At 58.9% G+C, this 16,267-nt stretch carries 13 protein-coding genes; 9 read left to right on the forward strand and 4 right to left on the reverse strand.

Features of this window, described 5'->3' with window-relative positions; all coding sequences use genetic code 11:
* Positions 1 to 23 precede the first annotated feature (23 nt).
* Both uvrB and ACFCXQ_RS13440 read left to right on the forward strand, forming a co-directional pair.
* Positions 24 to 2,219: an excinuclease ABC subunit UvrB gene (gene uvrB / locus ACFCXQ_RS13435; RefSeq protein ID WP_379551413.1), complete on the forward strand. Its 2,196-nt coding sequence runs from the start codon at positions 24 to 26 to the stop codon at positions 2,217 to 2,219.
* Positions 2,216 to 2,830, forward strand: a complete 615-nt coding sequence (locus tag ACFCXQ_RS13440; protein ID WP_379551415.1) for a hypothetical protein — start codon at positions 2,216 to 2,218, stop codon at positions 2,828 to 2,830. Before uvrB ends, ACFCXQ_RS13440 begins: the two co-directional genes overlap by 4 nt.
* On the opposite strand, the gene ACFCXQ_RS13445 is transcribed toward ACFCXQ_RS13440, so the two are convergent.
* A complete protein-coding gene (locus tag ACFCXQ_RS13445; protein WP_379551417.1) occupies positions 2,793 to 4,859 on the reverse strand; it encodes a protein-disulfide reductase DsbD family protein in 2,067 nt (688 codons plus the stop codon). The genes ACFCXQ_RS13440 and ACFCXQ_RS13445 overlap by 38 nt on opposite strands.
* A gap of 64 nt (positions 4,860 to 4,923) precedes the next feature.
* On the opposite strand from ACFCXQ_RS13445, the gene ACFCXQ_RS13450 reads away from it, so the two are divergent.
* Positions 4,924 to 6,138 (forward strand): UbiH/UbiF/VisC/COQ6 family ubiquinone biosynthesis hydroxylase, encoded by a 1,215-nt coding sequence (locus tag ACFCXQ_RS13450; protein ID WP_379551419.1) that lies wholly within the window; start codon positions 4,924 to 4,926, stop codon positions 6,136 to 6,138.
* A 17-nt stretch (positions 6,139 to 6,155) separates the two neighbouring features.
* Here the strand turns inward: ACFCXQ_RS13450 and ACFCXQ_RS13455 are convergent, their stop codons facing one another.
* The 3 genes from ACFCXQ_RS13455 to hemC all read right to left on the reverse strand — a co-directional run bounded on the left by ACFCXQ_RS13455 (position 6,156) and on the right by hemC (position 8,794).
* Entirely contained in the window at positions 6,156 to 7,109 is a 954-nt protein-coding gene (locus ACFCXQ_RS13455) for a hypothetical protein (protein ID WP_379551421.1), read from the reverse strand.
* Between the two features lie 66 nt (positions 7,110 to 7,175).
* Entirely contained in the window at positions 7,176 to 7,868 is a 693-nt protein-coding gene (locus tag ACFCXQ_RS13460) for a uroporphyrinogen-III synthase (RefSeq protein ID WP_379551423.1), read from the reverse strand.
* Positions 7,865 to 8,794 (reverse strand): hydroxymethylbilane synthase, encoded by a 930-nt coding sequence (gene hemC, locus ACFCXQ_RS13465; protein ID WP_379551425.1) that lies wholly within the window; start codon positions 8,792 to 8,794, stop codon positions 7,865 to 7,867. Before hemC ends, ACFCXQ_RS13460 begins: the two co-directional genes overlap by 4 nt.
* A 46-nt stretch (positions 8,795 to 8,840) precedes the next feature.
* Here hemC and tsaD point away from each other — a divergent pair, with 46 nt between their 5' ends.
* From tsaD to ACFCXQ_RS13495, 6 genes are all read left to right on the forward strand, one after another.
* Positions 8,841 to 9,884 carry a tRNA (adenosine(37)-N6)-threonylcarbamoyltransferase complex transferase subunit TsaD gene (gene tsaD, locus ACFCXQ_RS13470; protein ID WP_379551427.1) on the forward strand — a complete coding sequence of 348 codons (1,044 nt, stop codon included), beginning with the start codon at positions 8,841 to 8,843 and terminating at the stop codon, positions 9,882 to 9,884.
* Positions 9,881 to 10,867: an NAD(P)H-dependent glycerol-3-phosphate dehydrogenase gene (locus ACFCXQ_RS13475; RefSeq protein ID WP_379551429.1), complete on the forward strand. Its 987-nt coding sequence runs from the start codon at positions 9,881 to 9,883 to the stop codon at positions 10,865 to 10,867. The genes tsaD and ACFCXQ_RS13475 overlap by 4 nt, the downstream gene beginning before the upstream one ends.
* A gap of 63 nt (positions 10,868 to 10,930) precedes the next feature.
* Positions 10,931 to 12,418: a lipopolysaccharide biosynthesis protein gene (locus tag ACFCXQ_RS13480; RefSeq protein WP_379554670.1), complete on the forward strand. Its 1,488-nt coding sequence runs from the start codon at positions 10,931 to 10,933 to the stop codon at positions 12,416 to 12,418.
* An 88-nt stretch (positions 12,419 to 12,506) separates the two neighbouring features.
* Positions 12,507 to 14,210, forward strand: a complete 1,704-nt coding sequence (locus ACFCXQ_RS13485) for a vWA domain-containing protein (protein ID WP_379551431.1) — start codon at positions 12,507 to 12,509, stop codon at positions 14,208 to 14,210.
* A 127-nt stretch (positions 14,211 to 14,337) separates the two neighbouring features.
* On the forward strand, positions 14,338 to 14,892 hold the full coding sequence (locus ACFCXQ_RS13490; RefSeq protein WP_379551433.1) for a helix-hairpin-helix domain-containing protein: 555 nt from the start codon (positions 14,338 to 14,340) through the stop codon (positions 14,890 to 14,892).
* 81 nt (positions 14,893 to 14,973) lie between these two features.
* Positions 14,974 to 16,149: an acyl-CoA dehydrogenase gene (locus tag ACFCXQ_RS13495; RefSeq protein ID WP_379554672.1), complete on the forward strand. Its 1,176-nt coding sequence runs from the start codon at positions 14,974 to 14,976 to the stop codon at positions 16,147 to 16,149.
* Positions 16,150 to 16,267 lie beyond the last annotated feature (118 nt).

Below are 16,267 nucleotides of genomic sequence, written 5' to 3' on the forward strand. Positions count from 1 at the left end.
TTGTCACCCGCATATGGACAGCCATGTCAGAATTGGTGATCAGGCGCGGGCTGGATGAGCCCGATACAAGCGGCGACTTCGTACCGCACAAACCCGCAAGGCCCGAAAAGAGCGACGGCGGGCGCGCCTTTGAACTTGTGTCGGATTATCAGCCAGCCGGAGACCAGCCGACTGCGATTAAGGAGCTAGTGAGCTCCGCGCTCGAGGACGAAAAGACGCAGACGCTGCTCGGCGTGACCGGTTCTGGCAAGACCTTCACCATGGCCAAATGTATTGAGGAATTGCAGCGCCCTGCCCTCATCCTTGCGCCGAACAAAATCCTCGCCGCGCAATTATATGGCGAGTTCAAAAGCTTTTTCCCAAACAATGCAGTCGAGTATTTCGTCAGCTATTACGACTATTATCAGCCCGAAGCATACGTCCCGCGCTCCGACACCTACATCGAAAAAGAGTCGAGCGTAAACGAGGCGATTGACCGCATGCGTCACTCGGCAACGCGTTCTCTTCTGGAACGTGATGATGTGATTATCGTGGCGTCCGTTTCTTGCCTTTACGGTATTGGATCGGTTGAAACCTATTCGGCAATGATCTTCGACATAAAGAAGGACGAAAGCGTCGATCAGCGCGAGCTCATCCGCAAGCTCGTCGCGCTTCAATACAAACGCAATGATGCAGCTTTCCAACGCGGCACCTTCCGTGTGCGCGGCGACAATCTGGAACTCTTCCCCAGCCACTATGAAGACATGGCTTGGCGCATCAGTTTCTTCGGTGATGACATTGAGGAGATTAGCGAGTTTGATCCACTGACCGGCCAGAAGGGTGCGAGCCTCGACAAGGTCCGAGTCTATGCCAATTCGCACTATGTGACGCCCGGCCCGACTATGAAGCAGGCTAGCGAGGCCATAAAGTTTGAGCTGCAAGAACGCCTGAAAGAGTTGGAGGCGGAAGGCAGATTGCTGGAGCATCAGCGATTGGAACAGCGCACCAACTTCGACCTTGAGATGATCGCGGCAACAGGTAGCTGTGCAGGGATCGAGAATTATTCGCGCTTCCTAACGGGCCGACTGCCGGGTGAGCCGCCACCGACGCTGTTTGAATATCTACCAGAAAACGCGCTGCTCTTTGTCGATGAAAGCCACCAGACTGTGCCGCAAATCGGCGCCATGTCAAAGGGCGATCACCGTCGCAAAATCACGCTCGCAGAACACGGGTTCCGGCTGCCCAGCTGCATCGACAACCGTCCGCTACGATTCAACGAATGGGACGCAATGCGCCCGCAAACGGTCGCAGTGTCTGCTACTCCGGGTATTTGGGAGATGGAGCAGACCGGAGGCGTCTTTGCCGAGCAAGTGATTCGCCCCACCGGCCTGATCGACCCGCCAGTCGAAATCCGCCCGGTTGAGGATCAAGTGCAGGATTGCATTCAGGAATGTCTCGCGACCGCAAAGAAGGGCTACCGCACGCTCGTCACCACGCTGACCAAGCGGATGGCGGAAGACCTCACGGAATTTATGCATGAGGCGGGCGTGCGCGTGCGCTATATGCACTCCGACGTTGAAACGCTGGAGCGCATTGAGCTGATCCGTGATCTTAGGTTGGGTGTCTACGATGTGCTTATCGGGATCAACCTGCTGCGCGAAGGGCTCGACATTCCAGAATGCGGGCTAGTGGCGATTCTTGATGCGGATAAGGAAGGCTTCCTGCGCAGCGAGACGTCCCTAATCCAGACGATTGGCCGCGCGGCGCGTAATGTCGATGGCAAGGTCATTCTCTATGCCGACCGGATCACCGGCAGTATGGAGCGCGCGATGGCCGAGACGGATCGGCGGCGTGAAAAACAGCGTGCCTATAATGAAGAACACGGCATCACACCGCAGACGATCAAGCGCGACATCGCCGATATTGTTGCCGACACAGCCAGCCAAGACAGTGTTACGGTCGACACTGGCGATGATAAGGTCAACAACCTCGTCGGCCACAATTTGCGCGCCTACATTGAAGACCTAGAGAAGCGGATGCGCGATGCCGCCGCGAACCTCGAGTTTGAAGAGGCGGGCCGCCTGCGCGATGAAATCCGCCGCTTGGAAAATGACGAGCTTGGGCTACCGGACACCGAGAAGAAAGCGCCCAAAGTGGGCCGCTCCGACGCGGGTCGCCCCGGCACGCGCAAGACACGCTATGGCAAGAAGCGCACGAAATTTATGGGCGGCAAACCGTGAGAGGGCCGCTAGTTTTGGCGACAAGCCTTGCGCCGCTAGTTTTGACTACCGCATGCAAACCGCCCGCGACCGAGGAGATGGCGACGGGCGAAGAGCCCCGCCAAATCACCATGCCATCCACTCCATTGGATTCGCCTGACACCACGGGTGCTTTTTGGGCGCAAAGCCCGCAGCAGGATCGTCTAATGTACGGCATGCCCGGTGAGCGCGCATTATTCGCGCTCACTTGCGTGGAAGGAACGGAAGAGGACGGCAAGCGCATCGAATATGAGCGACTTGCAACCGCTGACGCTGAGGCAAAGGCTGTGCTTTCCCTGATCGGCAACAGCCATGTTACCCGCATTCACATCGATGCTGCGGAGCGGCGGGAGGGCGACTGGATCTGGCGCGGCTCAGTGCCCGCCGACAGCCCCGATCTCGAAGTTCTAACTGGCGCGCGCGAAGTGGAAGCGACCATTCCGGGAGCAGGCACGATTGTCTTTAATCCGAGCACTGCGCCCGGCGCCTTTATCGCGCAATGTCGAGGGCTTGCCGCACCAGTATTGGAGGGCGCTATCGAGGCAGAGCTTTTGCCTACTTCTGTGGAAGATCAGCCAGAAGCCCCGGAGTAAGCACCTGCGGTAATTGCTCTGGCGCGTCGCTGCCTGCTGGATACCAGAGATAGAGCGGAACGCCTGCTGCACCTTGCGCGGTCAGAAAGCGAGTGATCGCCTCATCGCGCCGGGTCCAATCCCCACGAATTGTGACAACGCCCGCCGCCTCAAATGCCGCACGCACTTCCTCCTGCTCAATCGCGACGCGCTCATTGACTTTACAGGTCACACACCAATCAGCGGTGAACCAGATGAACACCGGAGCGCCTGACGCGCGTGCCTCGGTCAGCGCGCCTTCGCTAAAGGCGAGGGGTTCATGGATTGAAGCAGCGTCTGCGGTGCTCGCCCCGGAATAACTCGCGGGCAATGCGAATGCGCCAAACAGGGCAAAGGGCACCGCAACTAAGCCAAACGCAGGCCACGCAAGTTTACCGCTACGTTGCAATTTGCCGACCACAAACAGCGCGATGACAACGCCGAATACTACCACAAGAGCGGTGAGCGCAAAGCCCTGCCCCCCGATGCGCGAGACGAGCCATATTAGTGCGAACGCTGTGAGGCCCATGGGGATCGCCATGATCTGCCGGAACCGCTCCATCCACGGGCCCGGTGCGGGCAGCTTGCTACGTAGCGCGGGAACAAAACCCAAAGCGAGAAACGGCAGGGCTAGTCCAAGGCCGAGCGCCGCGAACAGAGCCAGTGCAATGGGTTCTGGCAACAAAAGAGCTGCACCCATCGCCGCCGCCATAAATGGTCCAGTGCAAGGGGTTGCCACAAAGGCCGCCAGCAATCCGGTGCCGAAGCTACTTGCGCCGCCTGAGTTACCTGTAGAGACAGTCGGCAGCTCAAATATGCCGCCGAAGTTCGCTGTAATGATCACTGCGAGGACCAAGAGCGCGACCACCACGCCGGGCTCCTGTAGTTGGAATGCCCAACCAACTTGTGTACCCGCCGCCCGCAATGCGAGCATCAGCGCGCCGAGCGCTACACACGCGAGGACGACCCCGGCAGTGTAGAAAATCGCATCGCGCCGTGCCTCTGCTTCGCTGCCGCCAGCCTTCGCCAGCGACAGGGCTTTCAAGCTCAAAATCGGGAACACACAAGGCATGATGTTTAGTAGCAATCCGCCAGCAAGCGCTCCCACCAGCGCCAGCCATACTGACGGCAATTCGCGCATCGATCCCGCAATCGGCTCACCGCCAGTGGGCACTAGGCCGGGCGCAGCAACAAAACGCACGCCTTCAGCTGTCTCGCTGCCAAAACTAATGATGCCGCTGAGTTCTTCAGGCGCGATCCCAGCGCCGAGCGGGATTTCGACGAGCAAAGTGTCATCCAGCCGCGCAAAGCCCTGTTCGCCGGTGTATGAGACCAGATCAATGTTCTCGATGAACACATGCGGTTCGCCCACTTCCAATGCAGCGGGCAGAGGGAGGGCAATACGCAGCGCATCACCTGTCAGCGCAAAATTACCCGTCTGATCAAGCAGCGGGGCAATTTCGGCGCGCCACCGACCTATGCGCGGGTCGGTGATAGCCCTAGCAGTATCAATCTCAAGCAGCGCATCCTGCGGCACACAAATCGCATCGGTGCAGGCGAGATATTCGGCAAAGACTGTGATAGGATCGACCGTCGATACATCAGCATTTTCCGGCACGCGTATCGGCACAAGGACTGTATATTCCCCCTCGTAAATATGGTTCATCAGCTCAGAAATCAGTAGCCTTTGAGGCACGGGATAAAGCGCCTCTCCAACTTCCCAGCCCTCAGGCAGCTCCCAAGTCAGACCCATCCCAAGCCCTGCATCACCAGGGTTCGACCAATAACCATGCCACTCACGCGAGATCGGGGTGAAGTGAAAGGCGAGCGTCCATTCCTCGCCTGCGACGGGCGGGCCATCGGCCACCAGCTCAACGGCAATGTTCTCATCGCCAAAGCGAACTTCCTGAGCGGATACGCTCGCGGACATAAGGCTCGCGCCCAATGCAAAAAACAGCACTGCGAATGCCGCAAATACACTGCGCAATTGTGCTGAAATCCTTGCAACCATAATGCGTTGCGATCTAGGGTTTACACATCCTAAGCGCAATGAGGCATCTTTGAACGTGGCATCTATGACCGACAAGCGCGATCTCCTAATCATTGGCGGCGGCCTCGTTGGAATGACTTTGGCCATCGCCGCTGCCCGCAAAGGCATCTCCAGCCACGTGATCGACCGCGCGGACCCAGCGGATTTGACCGCTGAGGGATTTGACGGACGCGCCACTGCCATTTCGACGGCCAGCTGGAATCTGTTCCAGAATATCGGCATTGCCGACACGCTCGAACCACATGGCTGCCCCATTTCCAGCATCGCCGTGACAGACCAGATGAAGCCGGGGCAGATTGATTTCCAACCGGAGCCGCATGAAGGCTCTCTTGGAAGGATGTTCGCTAACCGCACGCTGCGGGTTACTTTGTTCGATCAGGCGGCGAAAGAAGAGCTGATTGATTGGCATTCGAGCGCCGAAGTCGTCAGCCGCCACCGCGACGAATTTGGCGTAAGCGTGATCTTGGCTGACGGACGGAAGCTTGCGGGATCTCTTATGATCGCCGCGGAAGGGCGCGGCTCACCCACACGCGACCAAGCAGGCATCACCATCGCGAACTGGCAATATAGCCACCGCGCAATCATCGCCGGGCTGGAGCATGAGAAATCGCATGACGGCGTTGCATGGGAAATTTTTTATGAGGATGGCCCTTTCGCGCTTCTGCCACTGCTCGACAAAGATGACGGCACTCATCGCAGCGCGCTTGTCTGGACGGTGGATGAGAGCGACGCGGCAGGCATGCTGAAGCTATCCGACCGCGGATTTTTGGCCGAAGTAGAGGCGCAAATGGGCGGCATGTTCGGCGCAATCACCTCGGTCGGCACGCGCAGCTCCTATCCGCTCGGGTTCCACCACACCGCAAAGATCACTGATCAAAGGCTCGCGCTTATTGGTGACGCAGCGCATGGTATTCACCCGATAGCGGGACAGGGCCTAAACTTGGGGCTCCGCGATGTTGGCGCGCTGGTCGAAGTATTGTGCGAAGGCGCGCGGCTCGGCCTCGACTTTGGCGACGCGCAATTGCTGGAGCGTTATGAGCGCTGGCGCGGGCTCGACAGTTTTATGGTTGCACTAGCGACAGATGGGCTCACACGGCTCTTCGGTGTACCCGGAAAAACCGCCTCTGCGATCCGGCGCGTTGGCATGAGCGCGGTGCAGCGCACACCGGTTCTTAAGAGCTGGTTTATGGACGAAGCGCGCGGCGTGACTGGCGATTTGCCAGAGCTGCTTCGAGCCTAATTTTCTGCGCGAGCAAGCTACTCTTCTGCGATGCTCGGCTGGAGGATCGTATCCCCCTCGCCATCGCGGAGCATACGCGGTTCGAGCACGGCCGAGGTTTCCACTAAATCCAAAGCACGCTGAGATGCGGCATATCGCCCTGCATCTGCAAGCCACCCTTCGGCATTCTCTGCACCGGGCAATTTTTGAACCTCTTCAATAGCTGCATCCACTCGCCCACTCTCTAGGAACAAACGTGCGCGTTCGAGACGGCGCTCAGGCTGCGGTGAAGGTGTGCTTTCGCGGCGCACCACAAACAATTGCGACAATTCGCTGGTGAACGTATCCCATGAAAACTCGCTGTCCGCCTCTGACAATGTCGGCGCCAGCCCGTTGAGCCTAGCCACAAGCTGATCCATGGTCACCGGATCGCGGCTAAAATCTATGATCGTCCGAACAGCATTGGGCAGAGCATCGCCAAAACGCAGGCGCAATTGGTCGGCAAGGAAGCCCAGTTCCGCTCCTCGCTCCAGTGCACGCCGTGTGGCAAAGGCAATGAGCAAGCCCTCTGCACGGGCGACATTGCCCGCCGCTGCCTGGGCCTGAAGGTCGAGCCTAGCCAGCCTTTGCTCCGCTGCTGCCAGCCGGGAATCAAGCCCCCCTTGTTGCTCTTCAACTCGTTCGACTGCCACTTGCGCGGCCTGCTCAGCAGCTTCTTGCGCGACTTCCTGAGTCGTGTCCTGAGCGCCAGCAACCGGTGCCTCACCCGCTTCTTCGGCGGCTTCTGTCTCCGATGAGTTTTCAGCCAAATCTAGCGCCGCAGACTCTTCCGAAGAGCTTGACGCAGGCGTCTCGCCCCTGAATTGATCACCAAACTGATAGACACCGAGCCCGACCAACGCGCCGCCCAAGAGAAACGACGCTCCAACGGCCGCAAGAACTGGCTTAATCGAAGGTCCGGTGCGTGGTTTTGCTCGGTATTCGCTCATCATTATCCCATCTTCACGCCGGACCACAGGGCCGACAAAGCGCTTTATGGCGCGCTCCTGAACTTGTTCCTAGCGTGAATTACCAGCTTTGCACAGAGACGCCGCAAGGGCGAGCAATGCGGCATCATTGGGCTGTTCAGCGATATGTATTGCGCCCCAGCCTGTGCCCGCTGCCTCTGAAATGCGCGGGCCAAGCGCGATTAGTGAGATAGTGCTGCGATCCAGTTCTTCCCGGTCACACTCCGCGCAAAAATGGCGCGCGGCCGCTGCGGAATGGAGCGCTATCATCGCGCCCTTCTGCAAGATATCTGCGCAATGCTCGGGCATAGGCACCGGTTTCGCGCGGTACAGCACCCGTTCCTCTTGCGTCACATGCTGCGGCAAAGTCAGTGCCATCCGCTCCTCCCCGGCAAGCCTTAGCAAGCGGAGAGGTGTTTCCGGCAATTCATCAAGCAGAGATTGCAGGCCGCCGCTGCCGACCTTTGCAAGCTCTAGCCCCGCGTTTTCCGCTTCAACGCCCGTGGATTTACCGACCACATAGGCAGGCAGTGAGGCGACCGATGCAAGTGCAGGCCCTGCGTGGCGGATTGCATTCGCGCTGCCGATCAGAAGTCCGTCAAACCCTTCTGGCGAAGGCGCTTCCCAATCCAACGCTTCGATTTCGAACAATGGAAACAATTGAGCGGGGACGCCAAGTTTCCGCGCGGCTTGCAGAGATTGCGAGCCACCTGGTTCAGGGCGAATTATGACCAGCTCGGTCATTCTGGTTGGCCGAATGTCGCGCGTACTATTTCAGGGGCATCTCCGAGCATGTGAACGGCCAGAGCGCGCGGCGTATCGAGGTCGCCTATGGCAAATTTCGCATCAGCCTCGATCTTCACGGCGCCGTCAGGACTATAGATCATCGCCTGCAGCACAACCTCATCGCCATCACAGCTAGTCAGCACTGCGATAGGGCTGTGGCAAGAGCCGCCCAGCCCCTCAAGCAATGCTCTTTCCGCCATGACTTGCGCGCGGCTGACATGGTGATCTAGCGGGCGCAGCAATTCCAGCACGCGCTCATCATCCGCGCGGCATTCCACGCCGATTGCGGCTTGGGCTGGCGCAGGAAACCAATCCGCCGGGTCAAGGCGTGTGCCAACGCCGGTTTCGCCCAAACGCGCAAGCCCCGCAGCGGCCAGAAACGTCGCATCCACATCGCTCGCGGCCAGCTTGCCCATGCGAGTGGCGACATTGCCGCGAATGGAAACCACAGTGCAATCGGGCCGCGCACTGAGCAATTGAGCTGCTCTGCGCGGCGCGCTGGTGCCAACGACGGCACCTGGCGGCAATTGCTCAATCGAGGCCGCGCCCAAAAGCACGTCTGCCACATCCTCGCGCGGTAATATCGCCGCAAATGCAAACACGTCCGGCCGCAATGTCTCGACATCTTTCATCGAGTGGACCGAAATGTCGATCCGTCCCTCGCCGAGCCATTGGTCAAGCTCGCGCGTCCACAGCGCTTTACCGCCGATATCCGCGAGCGGGCGATCGGTAATCTTGTCGCCGCTTGCCACAACCGGAACGATCTCAACCTCATCCTCAGCCCAGCCATGCGCCTGCATCAATCGGTCGCGCACTTCCTCAGCCTGTGCCATTGCGAGCGGTGAGCGACGAGTTCCTAAACGGATTTTAGCTTGAGAAGTCATAGTGAGATGCTTGCTCTAACCGGTCAATGTGTTCAGGGGAAGCACCATGAGCCTCGTTTTGGGCATAGAATCAAGCTGCGATGAGACGGCTGCCGCACTAGTGACGTCGGATCGGCAGATTGTCGCACAGCGCATAGCATCGCAAGATGAGGCGCACGCGCCCTATGGCGGCGTCGTGCCGGAAATCGCGGCGCGCGCGCATGCCGAGCGATTAGGCCCGATGATCGAGGCGGTTCTAGCCGATGGCGGCGTGAGCCTGTCAGACTGCGATGCGATTGCCGCAACGGCGGGACCGGGCCTGATTGGCGGAGTGATGGTGGGCCTTGTCAGTGCAAAGGCGCTTGCCATGGCGAGTGACAAGCCGCTCATCGCGATCAACCATCTTGAGGGCCATGCGCTAAGCCCGCGCCTAGCAGATAGCGAGCTCACATTTCCTTATGATTTGCTGCTGGTCTCTGGCGGGCATTGCCAGATCTTGCGCGTTGAAGATGTCGGCGAATATCGCCGTCTTGCGACCACAATCGATGACGCGCTGGGTGAGGCCTTTGACAAGACCGCCAAAATCCTTGGCCTCGGCTTTCCTGGCGGACCAGCGATTGAACAGCTGGCAATGCAGGGTGACCCTGGTGCGGTGGCCCTGCCCCGTCCGCTAAAAGGCAGCAAGGAGCCACATTTCTCCTTTGCCGGGCTCAAAAGTGCGGTTTTACGGGCCCAACAAAGCGGCGATCACAAGCCAGAAGATATTGCCGCGAGTTTTCAGCAAGCCGCGCTTGATTGCGTGATTGATCGGTTGAAGCGCGCCCTAGACGCGCAGGAAAAGCCTACCGGCTCACTCGTGGTGGCAGGCGGAGTTGCAGCAAACATGGCCATTCGCGGCGCGTTGGAGAGATTTGCGAGCACACGCGACATGCGGTTCATCGCCCCGCCACTTTCCCTGTGTACAGACAATGCCGCGATGATCGCGTGGGCTGGCTGCGAACATCTGGCTCGTGCAAATTTTGCGCCTGACCCTCTCAACTTTGTGGCCAAACCACGCTGGCCGCTCGACCCGCATGCTGACCCAGCGCGGGGTGCAGGAGTAAAAGCATGACCTCAATCGGCGTTCTTGGAGCAGGCGCTTGGGGCACAGCGCTCGCACAAATGCTGGCAAGCGACGGGCGTGAAGTGCTCTTGTGGGCACGCGAGAGCGAATTGGTCGATGAGATCAATACCAAGCATCGTAACTCGCTCTTCCTGCCGAGTGCAGAGCTCGCAAGCACTATCACCGCGACCGGCGATCTGGCAGACATGGCAGCGCTCAACATATTGCTGGTTGTCACCCCGGCTCAGCATATGGGCAAAGTGCTTGGCCAAATGCCCAGTCATCCCCGCGATCTGGTTCTGTGCTCAAAAGGCATTGACGCTGATACGGGCCAGTTGATGAATGATGTAGCACGCGATGCCGCGCCGACAAGCGACATTGCCGTGCTCTCCGGCCCGACTTTCGCACATGAAGTCGCGGCAGGGATGCCTACAGCGGTCACGCTGGCTTGCGGAGGCAAGGAAGCCCAGTGGCTGCGCCTTGCAAGTGAACTCGCTCGCCCTGCGTTCCGGCCCTACTACTCAGCAGATGTAGCTGGCGCTGAAATTGGAGGCGCGGTCAAGAATGTGCTCGCAATTGCCTGCGGCGTAGTCGATGGCTTGGGTCTCGGACAGAACGCACGTGCCGCGCTCATCGCGCGCGGGTATGCCGAAATGCTTCGCTTTGGCGAGGCAATGGGCGCGCAGACAGAAACGCTTGCAGGGCTCTGCGGGCTTGGCGATTTGGTGCTCACCTGTTCTTCCACGGCCAGCCGTAATTTCTCGCTCGGCAAAGCGCTGGGCGAAGGGCAATCGGCCGAAGATTTGATGGGCGACCGCCGAACCGTGGCCGAGGGCGCCCACACCGCGCCTGTCCTTGCCAAGCTGGCCAAGGAACGCGGCCTTGCCATGCCCATAGTTGCGTCGGTGGAACGGCTGCTTACAGGCGAGGCCGCAGCAGATGTAGTGGCCGGGCTGTTATCGCGTCCACTTAAGGCCGAAACCGGGGTCTGACCGGTGGCAAGCCAACCTCCTCCTCCGGCTGCGTCAGACGCATCAGGCACGCCGGATGGCGATATGGCCGCGCTCGCCAAGGGCGGCCGGACAAATGTCATGGGCTTCCTGCTTAGGCTGCTCGCTCGGCTGCCGTTCCTGTTTATCGCAGCGCGGTTCTACGGCGCGGATGCAATGGGCCGTTTTGCCTCCGCTTTGGTGGTGGTCGAGCTGGTCGCGCTTATGTGCGCAATGGGCGAGAAACGGGGGCTCGCGCAGCGCCTGACTGAGGGCGAGGACGCGCATGCCAATCTCGTTTTTGACGGCATGTTGCTCGCGCTCATTTTCGCCAGCGCGGCTGCGCTCTTTTTCTGGTTCGTCCCCGCCCCGCTTTTCCCATCGGGTCAATATACCGAGCTAGACCGGCTGATAGTTCTTGCCATTCCCGCTTACGCGCTGACCGAGATTGTGCTCGCTGCGCAAGCCTATAAATTCGACGTTGCCACCACCGTTAGGGCCCGCGCGGTCGTTGAGCCATGGACTATCTCCATTATGGCCGGCGCACTTTACTTCGCGCCAGCGGACACCATGCCTCAGGTTAAGGAATCCGGTCTCGCGTTGGCATATCTGATCTCGATTTATGCTGGCCTTGCGGTAGGCATGATCGCGTTTCTAAAGAGCTATGGGCTCCCCAAAGGTTGGCGCCCACATCCGGTTTACATGTCGCGCATGACAGCAAAGGCGCTTCCCCTGGCAACGGCTGATGCGATTGAATGGGGCACACGGCGCGTCGACATTTTCATGCTTGGCCTGTTCGCCAGCCCGGCCATTGTTGGGGTCTATTATTTCGCGCAGCAAGTGGCGAGCTTGCCGCAAAAATTGAAAACGAGTTTTGAGCCAGTTTTGGGGCCGGTGATTACCAAGAAGCTCAAAGAGAAAGACTATGGCGCGATCGCCAGGCAAGTGTGCCAAGTCGGCTTCTGGATTATCGCTGCACAAACCGGGATTGCCTTGGCCTTGGGCCTGCCGGGTGAGGCGGTCATGGGGCTTGGCGGGCCAGAATATGTCAGCGGCACTGCGGCACTGGGGTTCTTGCTCGCCGCAGAAGCAATCGCTGCCACCGCTGTCGTGTCAGAGGCTGCGCTCATTTACACCGCGCGCGTCAAGAACCTGTGGATTTCGGTCGCCACCATCACCTTTCAAGCGATCCTCACCGTTGCATTGATCCTCACCGTTGCGAGGCTGGGCTATGGCGAGCCATTCAAGGGCGCGATGGCGGCCCTTGCCCTGATGATTGCGCTTGGTGCGGCGAGTTTTGTGAAGGCGAGACTACTTTCGCGCATCCTTGGTCACCCGATTAATACTTGGCGCTGGGCCCTGCTCCATGCAACGGGTGCTGCCATCTTGATCGGTTATCTGGCCACGCTCTTGCCAGAGTGGGCAGAGCTAATTTTCGGTATTCCAGCGATTCTTGCGATCTATGGCTGGGTCATCTGGACTCGCGGTTTTGGCCCAGATGACCGGGTGCTTTTCAAGCGCAATGCTGGCGCTGAACAGGCCAAAACACCTTAACCTTTCATCGCTGATACGAAACGTTCAGTCGCAGTTCACGCGTTGAGGCGATTTTCTAAGCGCATCGTACACGGTGGAGGACTGAGCGATGCGGAACACCCAAATTATCATTGCAACACTTGCGCTTACCGCGCTTGCCGGATGTAGCTCAAACGAGAAAACGGCATCAGGTGATGTAGCAGCAGCGCCACCACCTCCTCCGCCGCCGCCTGCAGGGCAGCCCGCAATATTGGCCGAATCCGTCGCCCCGGTAATGGTGACTGGGTCAAAGCGTGGAGGCCCTGTGCGATCCTATGCCGTTCGCCAAGCCCCGGTGGAGGCAGATCAGACCGCAACTTCCGGCCCGGTTGCTGAGCGCGACTATCGCTATTTCCCGCCCGTGTTTATCCCTCAGGCCGAAAACCGCGATCAATATGATGGCGAGGAAGTCTCACCCGTCAAAATCGTCGGGAATGAACCTGTTTCCACCTTCTCGGTCGATGTCGACACTGCAGCATATGCCAATGCGCGGCGCTTCTTAACTGACGGCGCAATGCCGCCCAAGGCCTCTGTGCGCACAGAAGAATTCATCAATTACTTCCGCTATGACTACCCCATGCCGGAAAGCCGCGAGCGGCCCTTCGCGGTGCACACCGATGTCGCCGCAAGTCCATGGAACGAGACCAGCCGTCTCGTGCGCATTGGCCTTGCTGGGTATGATTTGCCTAAGAAAACGCGCCCTGCGGCGAACCTCGTGTTCCTGATGGATGTGTCGGGTTCTATGGGCAGCCCTGACAAGCTGCCACTCGTGAAAACCGCCCTGCGCGGGCTCGCAGGCAAGCTCACAAGCAAGGACCGCGTGTCTATTGTAGTCTACGCCGGTGCAGCAGGCCTCGTGCTTGAGCCAACCAGCAATGCAGCAGAAATTCGCGCTGCGCTCAGCCAGCTCAACGCAGGCGGTTCTACCGCAGGCGGCGCAGGGATTGAGCTGGCTTACCGAATAGCTGAAGCCAACAAGATCGAGGGCGGCGTGAACCGCGTTATCCTGGCCACAGATGGCGACTTCAACGTTGGCACATCTGACCGTGAGAGCCTAATCGAGCTAATCGAGAAGAAACGTGAAAGCGGAACCACGCTGACGGTGCTCGGCTTTGGACGCGGCAATCTGAACGATGCGATGATGGAGCAGATCGCGGACCACGGTAATGGCAATTACGCCTATATCGACAGCGCGCTGGAGGCTCGTAAAGTGCTCGGCGATGAGATGGGCGCGACCTTGTTCACCATCGCCAAGGACGTCAAAATCCAGGTCGAGTTTAATCCTGCCGTGGTTAGCCAATATCGCTTAATCGGCTATGAGAACCGCGCGCTGCGCGAAGAAGATTTCGACAATGACGCGGTGGACGCAGGCGACATCGGCGCAGGCCATCAGGTCACCGCGATTTACGAAGTTGTACCTGCCGGCCAAAAAGGCTGGATCGGCAATCGCCGCTATGAGGATAAGATCGACAGCCGCGCTACTCAGCTGCTTGCTGAAGCTGCGCATATTAAGCTGCGCTATAAGATGCCGGGCGGCGATACATCGAAGCTTATCGAATACACTCTACCCGCAAGCGCCCTACGCACGGCGCGCGCGCCAACGGGCGATTTTGCCTTTGCCAGCGCGGTTGCAGCCTTCGGTCAGAAGCTGCGTGGGGACACGCTTATGGGTGACATTAGCTATGCTAAGATCGCGGACCTGGCAGGCAACCCGCGCGACTTCTGGCGTCAGGAGTTTATCCAATTGGTCAAAACGGCTGACAATCAGAGTTAGCGCTAGCCCCCATCCGTTCTCTTTTCAAGCAAGGCTCTTTCGCAAATCTCGCTCGCCGTTTACAGCACCATCACTGCTCGGCCTATACGCTGGGTGAGCAGGCAGATTAGAGAACGGAACAAAACGCATGACGATGGAATTTATCGAAGCAAATTGGCCGCTTGTTGCGATGCTGGTTTTGCTTGTTTTGCTCGTAGGCTGGTATCTCTTCCATGCCTCGCGCAGGACGACCGTCAGCAGCGATAAGTCAGACGTGCTAGATGAAGGCGCTGCACCTGCTGCGCGCAATCAGGCGCTGATCGACAGTGCGCCCTCGGCGACCAAGACTATGGGTGCGCCAATTGCAGAGCCAGCAGCAGCGCCAGAAGCTGCGCCGGAAGCAGCAGCCGCACCCGGTGCACCACCTGTTCCTGCCCCAGCTCCAGCCCAAGTTGCGGCAGGAAGCGACGACCTTACCCGGATCAAAGGCGTGGGCCCCAAACTTGCCAAAATGCTCAGCGAACTGGGCGTGACAAGCTTTGCCCAGATCGCAGCGTGGGACGCAGCAGAAATCGCCCGTCTCGATGCACAATTAGGGCGTTTCCAAGGCCGGATCGAGCGGGACAACTGGACCACGCAAGCCAAATTTCTCGCGGCGGGTGACCTAGATGGTTACGCCGCGCAATTCGGTGCGATTGACTAAATCAGCGACCCGCTAAACTTGCCTAAAAGCGCGAAGCCTGCCAACGGCTAGGCGGCTTAACACGGAGACCTTATGGCCGATATGGTGCCTTTCGCGTGGGACGATCCCTTCAATCTGGAGGGGCAGTTGACCGAGGATGAGCGGATGATCCGCGACGCCGCGCATGGCTTTGCGCAAGCCGAGCTGCAACCGCGGGTGATTGATGCATTTGCGAACGAAGTCGACGCGCCTGAACTGTTCCCGCTGATGGGTCAGGCGGGCATGCTTGGCGCGACCATTCCGGAAGAATATGGCGGTGCGGGCGCAAGCTACGTCGCATATGGCCTGATCGCGCGCGAGATTGAGCGCGTCGATAGCGGATATCGGTCCATGGCCAGCGTCCAATCCAGCCTGGTAATGTATCCGATCCACGCATTTGGTTCTGACGAACAACGCCAGAAGTATCTGCCCGGCCTGGCTTCTGGAGAGTTGATCGGATGCTTTGGTCTGACCGAGCCTGATGCGGGAAGCGACCCAGGCGGCATGAAAACGGTTGCGCGCTCCGATGGCGACGGTTTTGTCCTCAACGGCTCGAAAACCTGGATTTCCAACGCACCGTTCGCCGACGTTTTCGTGGTTTGGGCGAAGAGCGAAGCTCATGGCGGGGGCATTCGCGGCTTTGTTCTTGAGAAAGGCATGGCTGGCCTATCCGCGCCTAAGATCGAGGGCAAAATCTCGCTTCGCGCCAGCACTACCGGTATGATCGTGATGGATGATGTGAAGGTCGGCGCTGACGCACTTCTACCTGATGTTCAGGGCCTCAAAGGCCCGTTCGGCTGCCTCAACCGGGCGCGTTATGGCATTAGCTGGGGCAGCATGGGTGCAGCGGAATTCTGCATGCACGCCGCGCGGCAATATGGCCTTGATCGCCATCAATTCGGCGTGCCTCTCGCTAGCAAGCAGCTGTATCAGCTCAAGCTCGCGGATATGATGACCGATATCAGCATGGGTCTGCAAAGTTCACTGCGTGTCGGACGACTGATGGACGAAGGCCAATTCGCGCCAGAAATGATCTCTATCGTGAAGCGCAACAATGTTGGCAAAGCGCTCGATATAGCCCGCGCTGCTCGCGATATGCATGGCGGCAATGGCATCAGCGAGGAGTATCAGGTGATCCGTCACATGGTGAATCTTGAAACGGTGAACACCTATGAGGGCACGCATGATGTGCATGCGCTGATCCTGGGCCGCGCGATTACTGGGCTGGCCGCATTTTGAAGTGTTTGACTAACGTCAATACGCCGTAGCCACCCACTCTCTCAGTCCTTCCGCCCGGACAATACCCGCTTAGGTTCCGGGTGGAAGAGCGGAAGGAGCGGGCGGCTATGGCAAGTCC

It is taken from the genome of Qipengyuania rhodophyticola (genome assembly GCF_042493225.1).
Lineage (GTDB): Bacteria > Pseudomonadota > Alphaproteobacteria > Sphingomonadales > Sphingomonadaceae > Erythrobacter.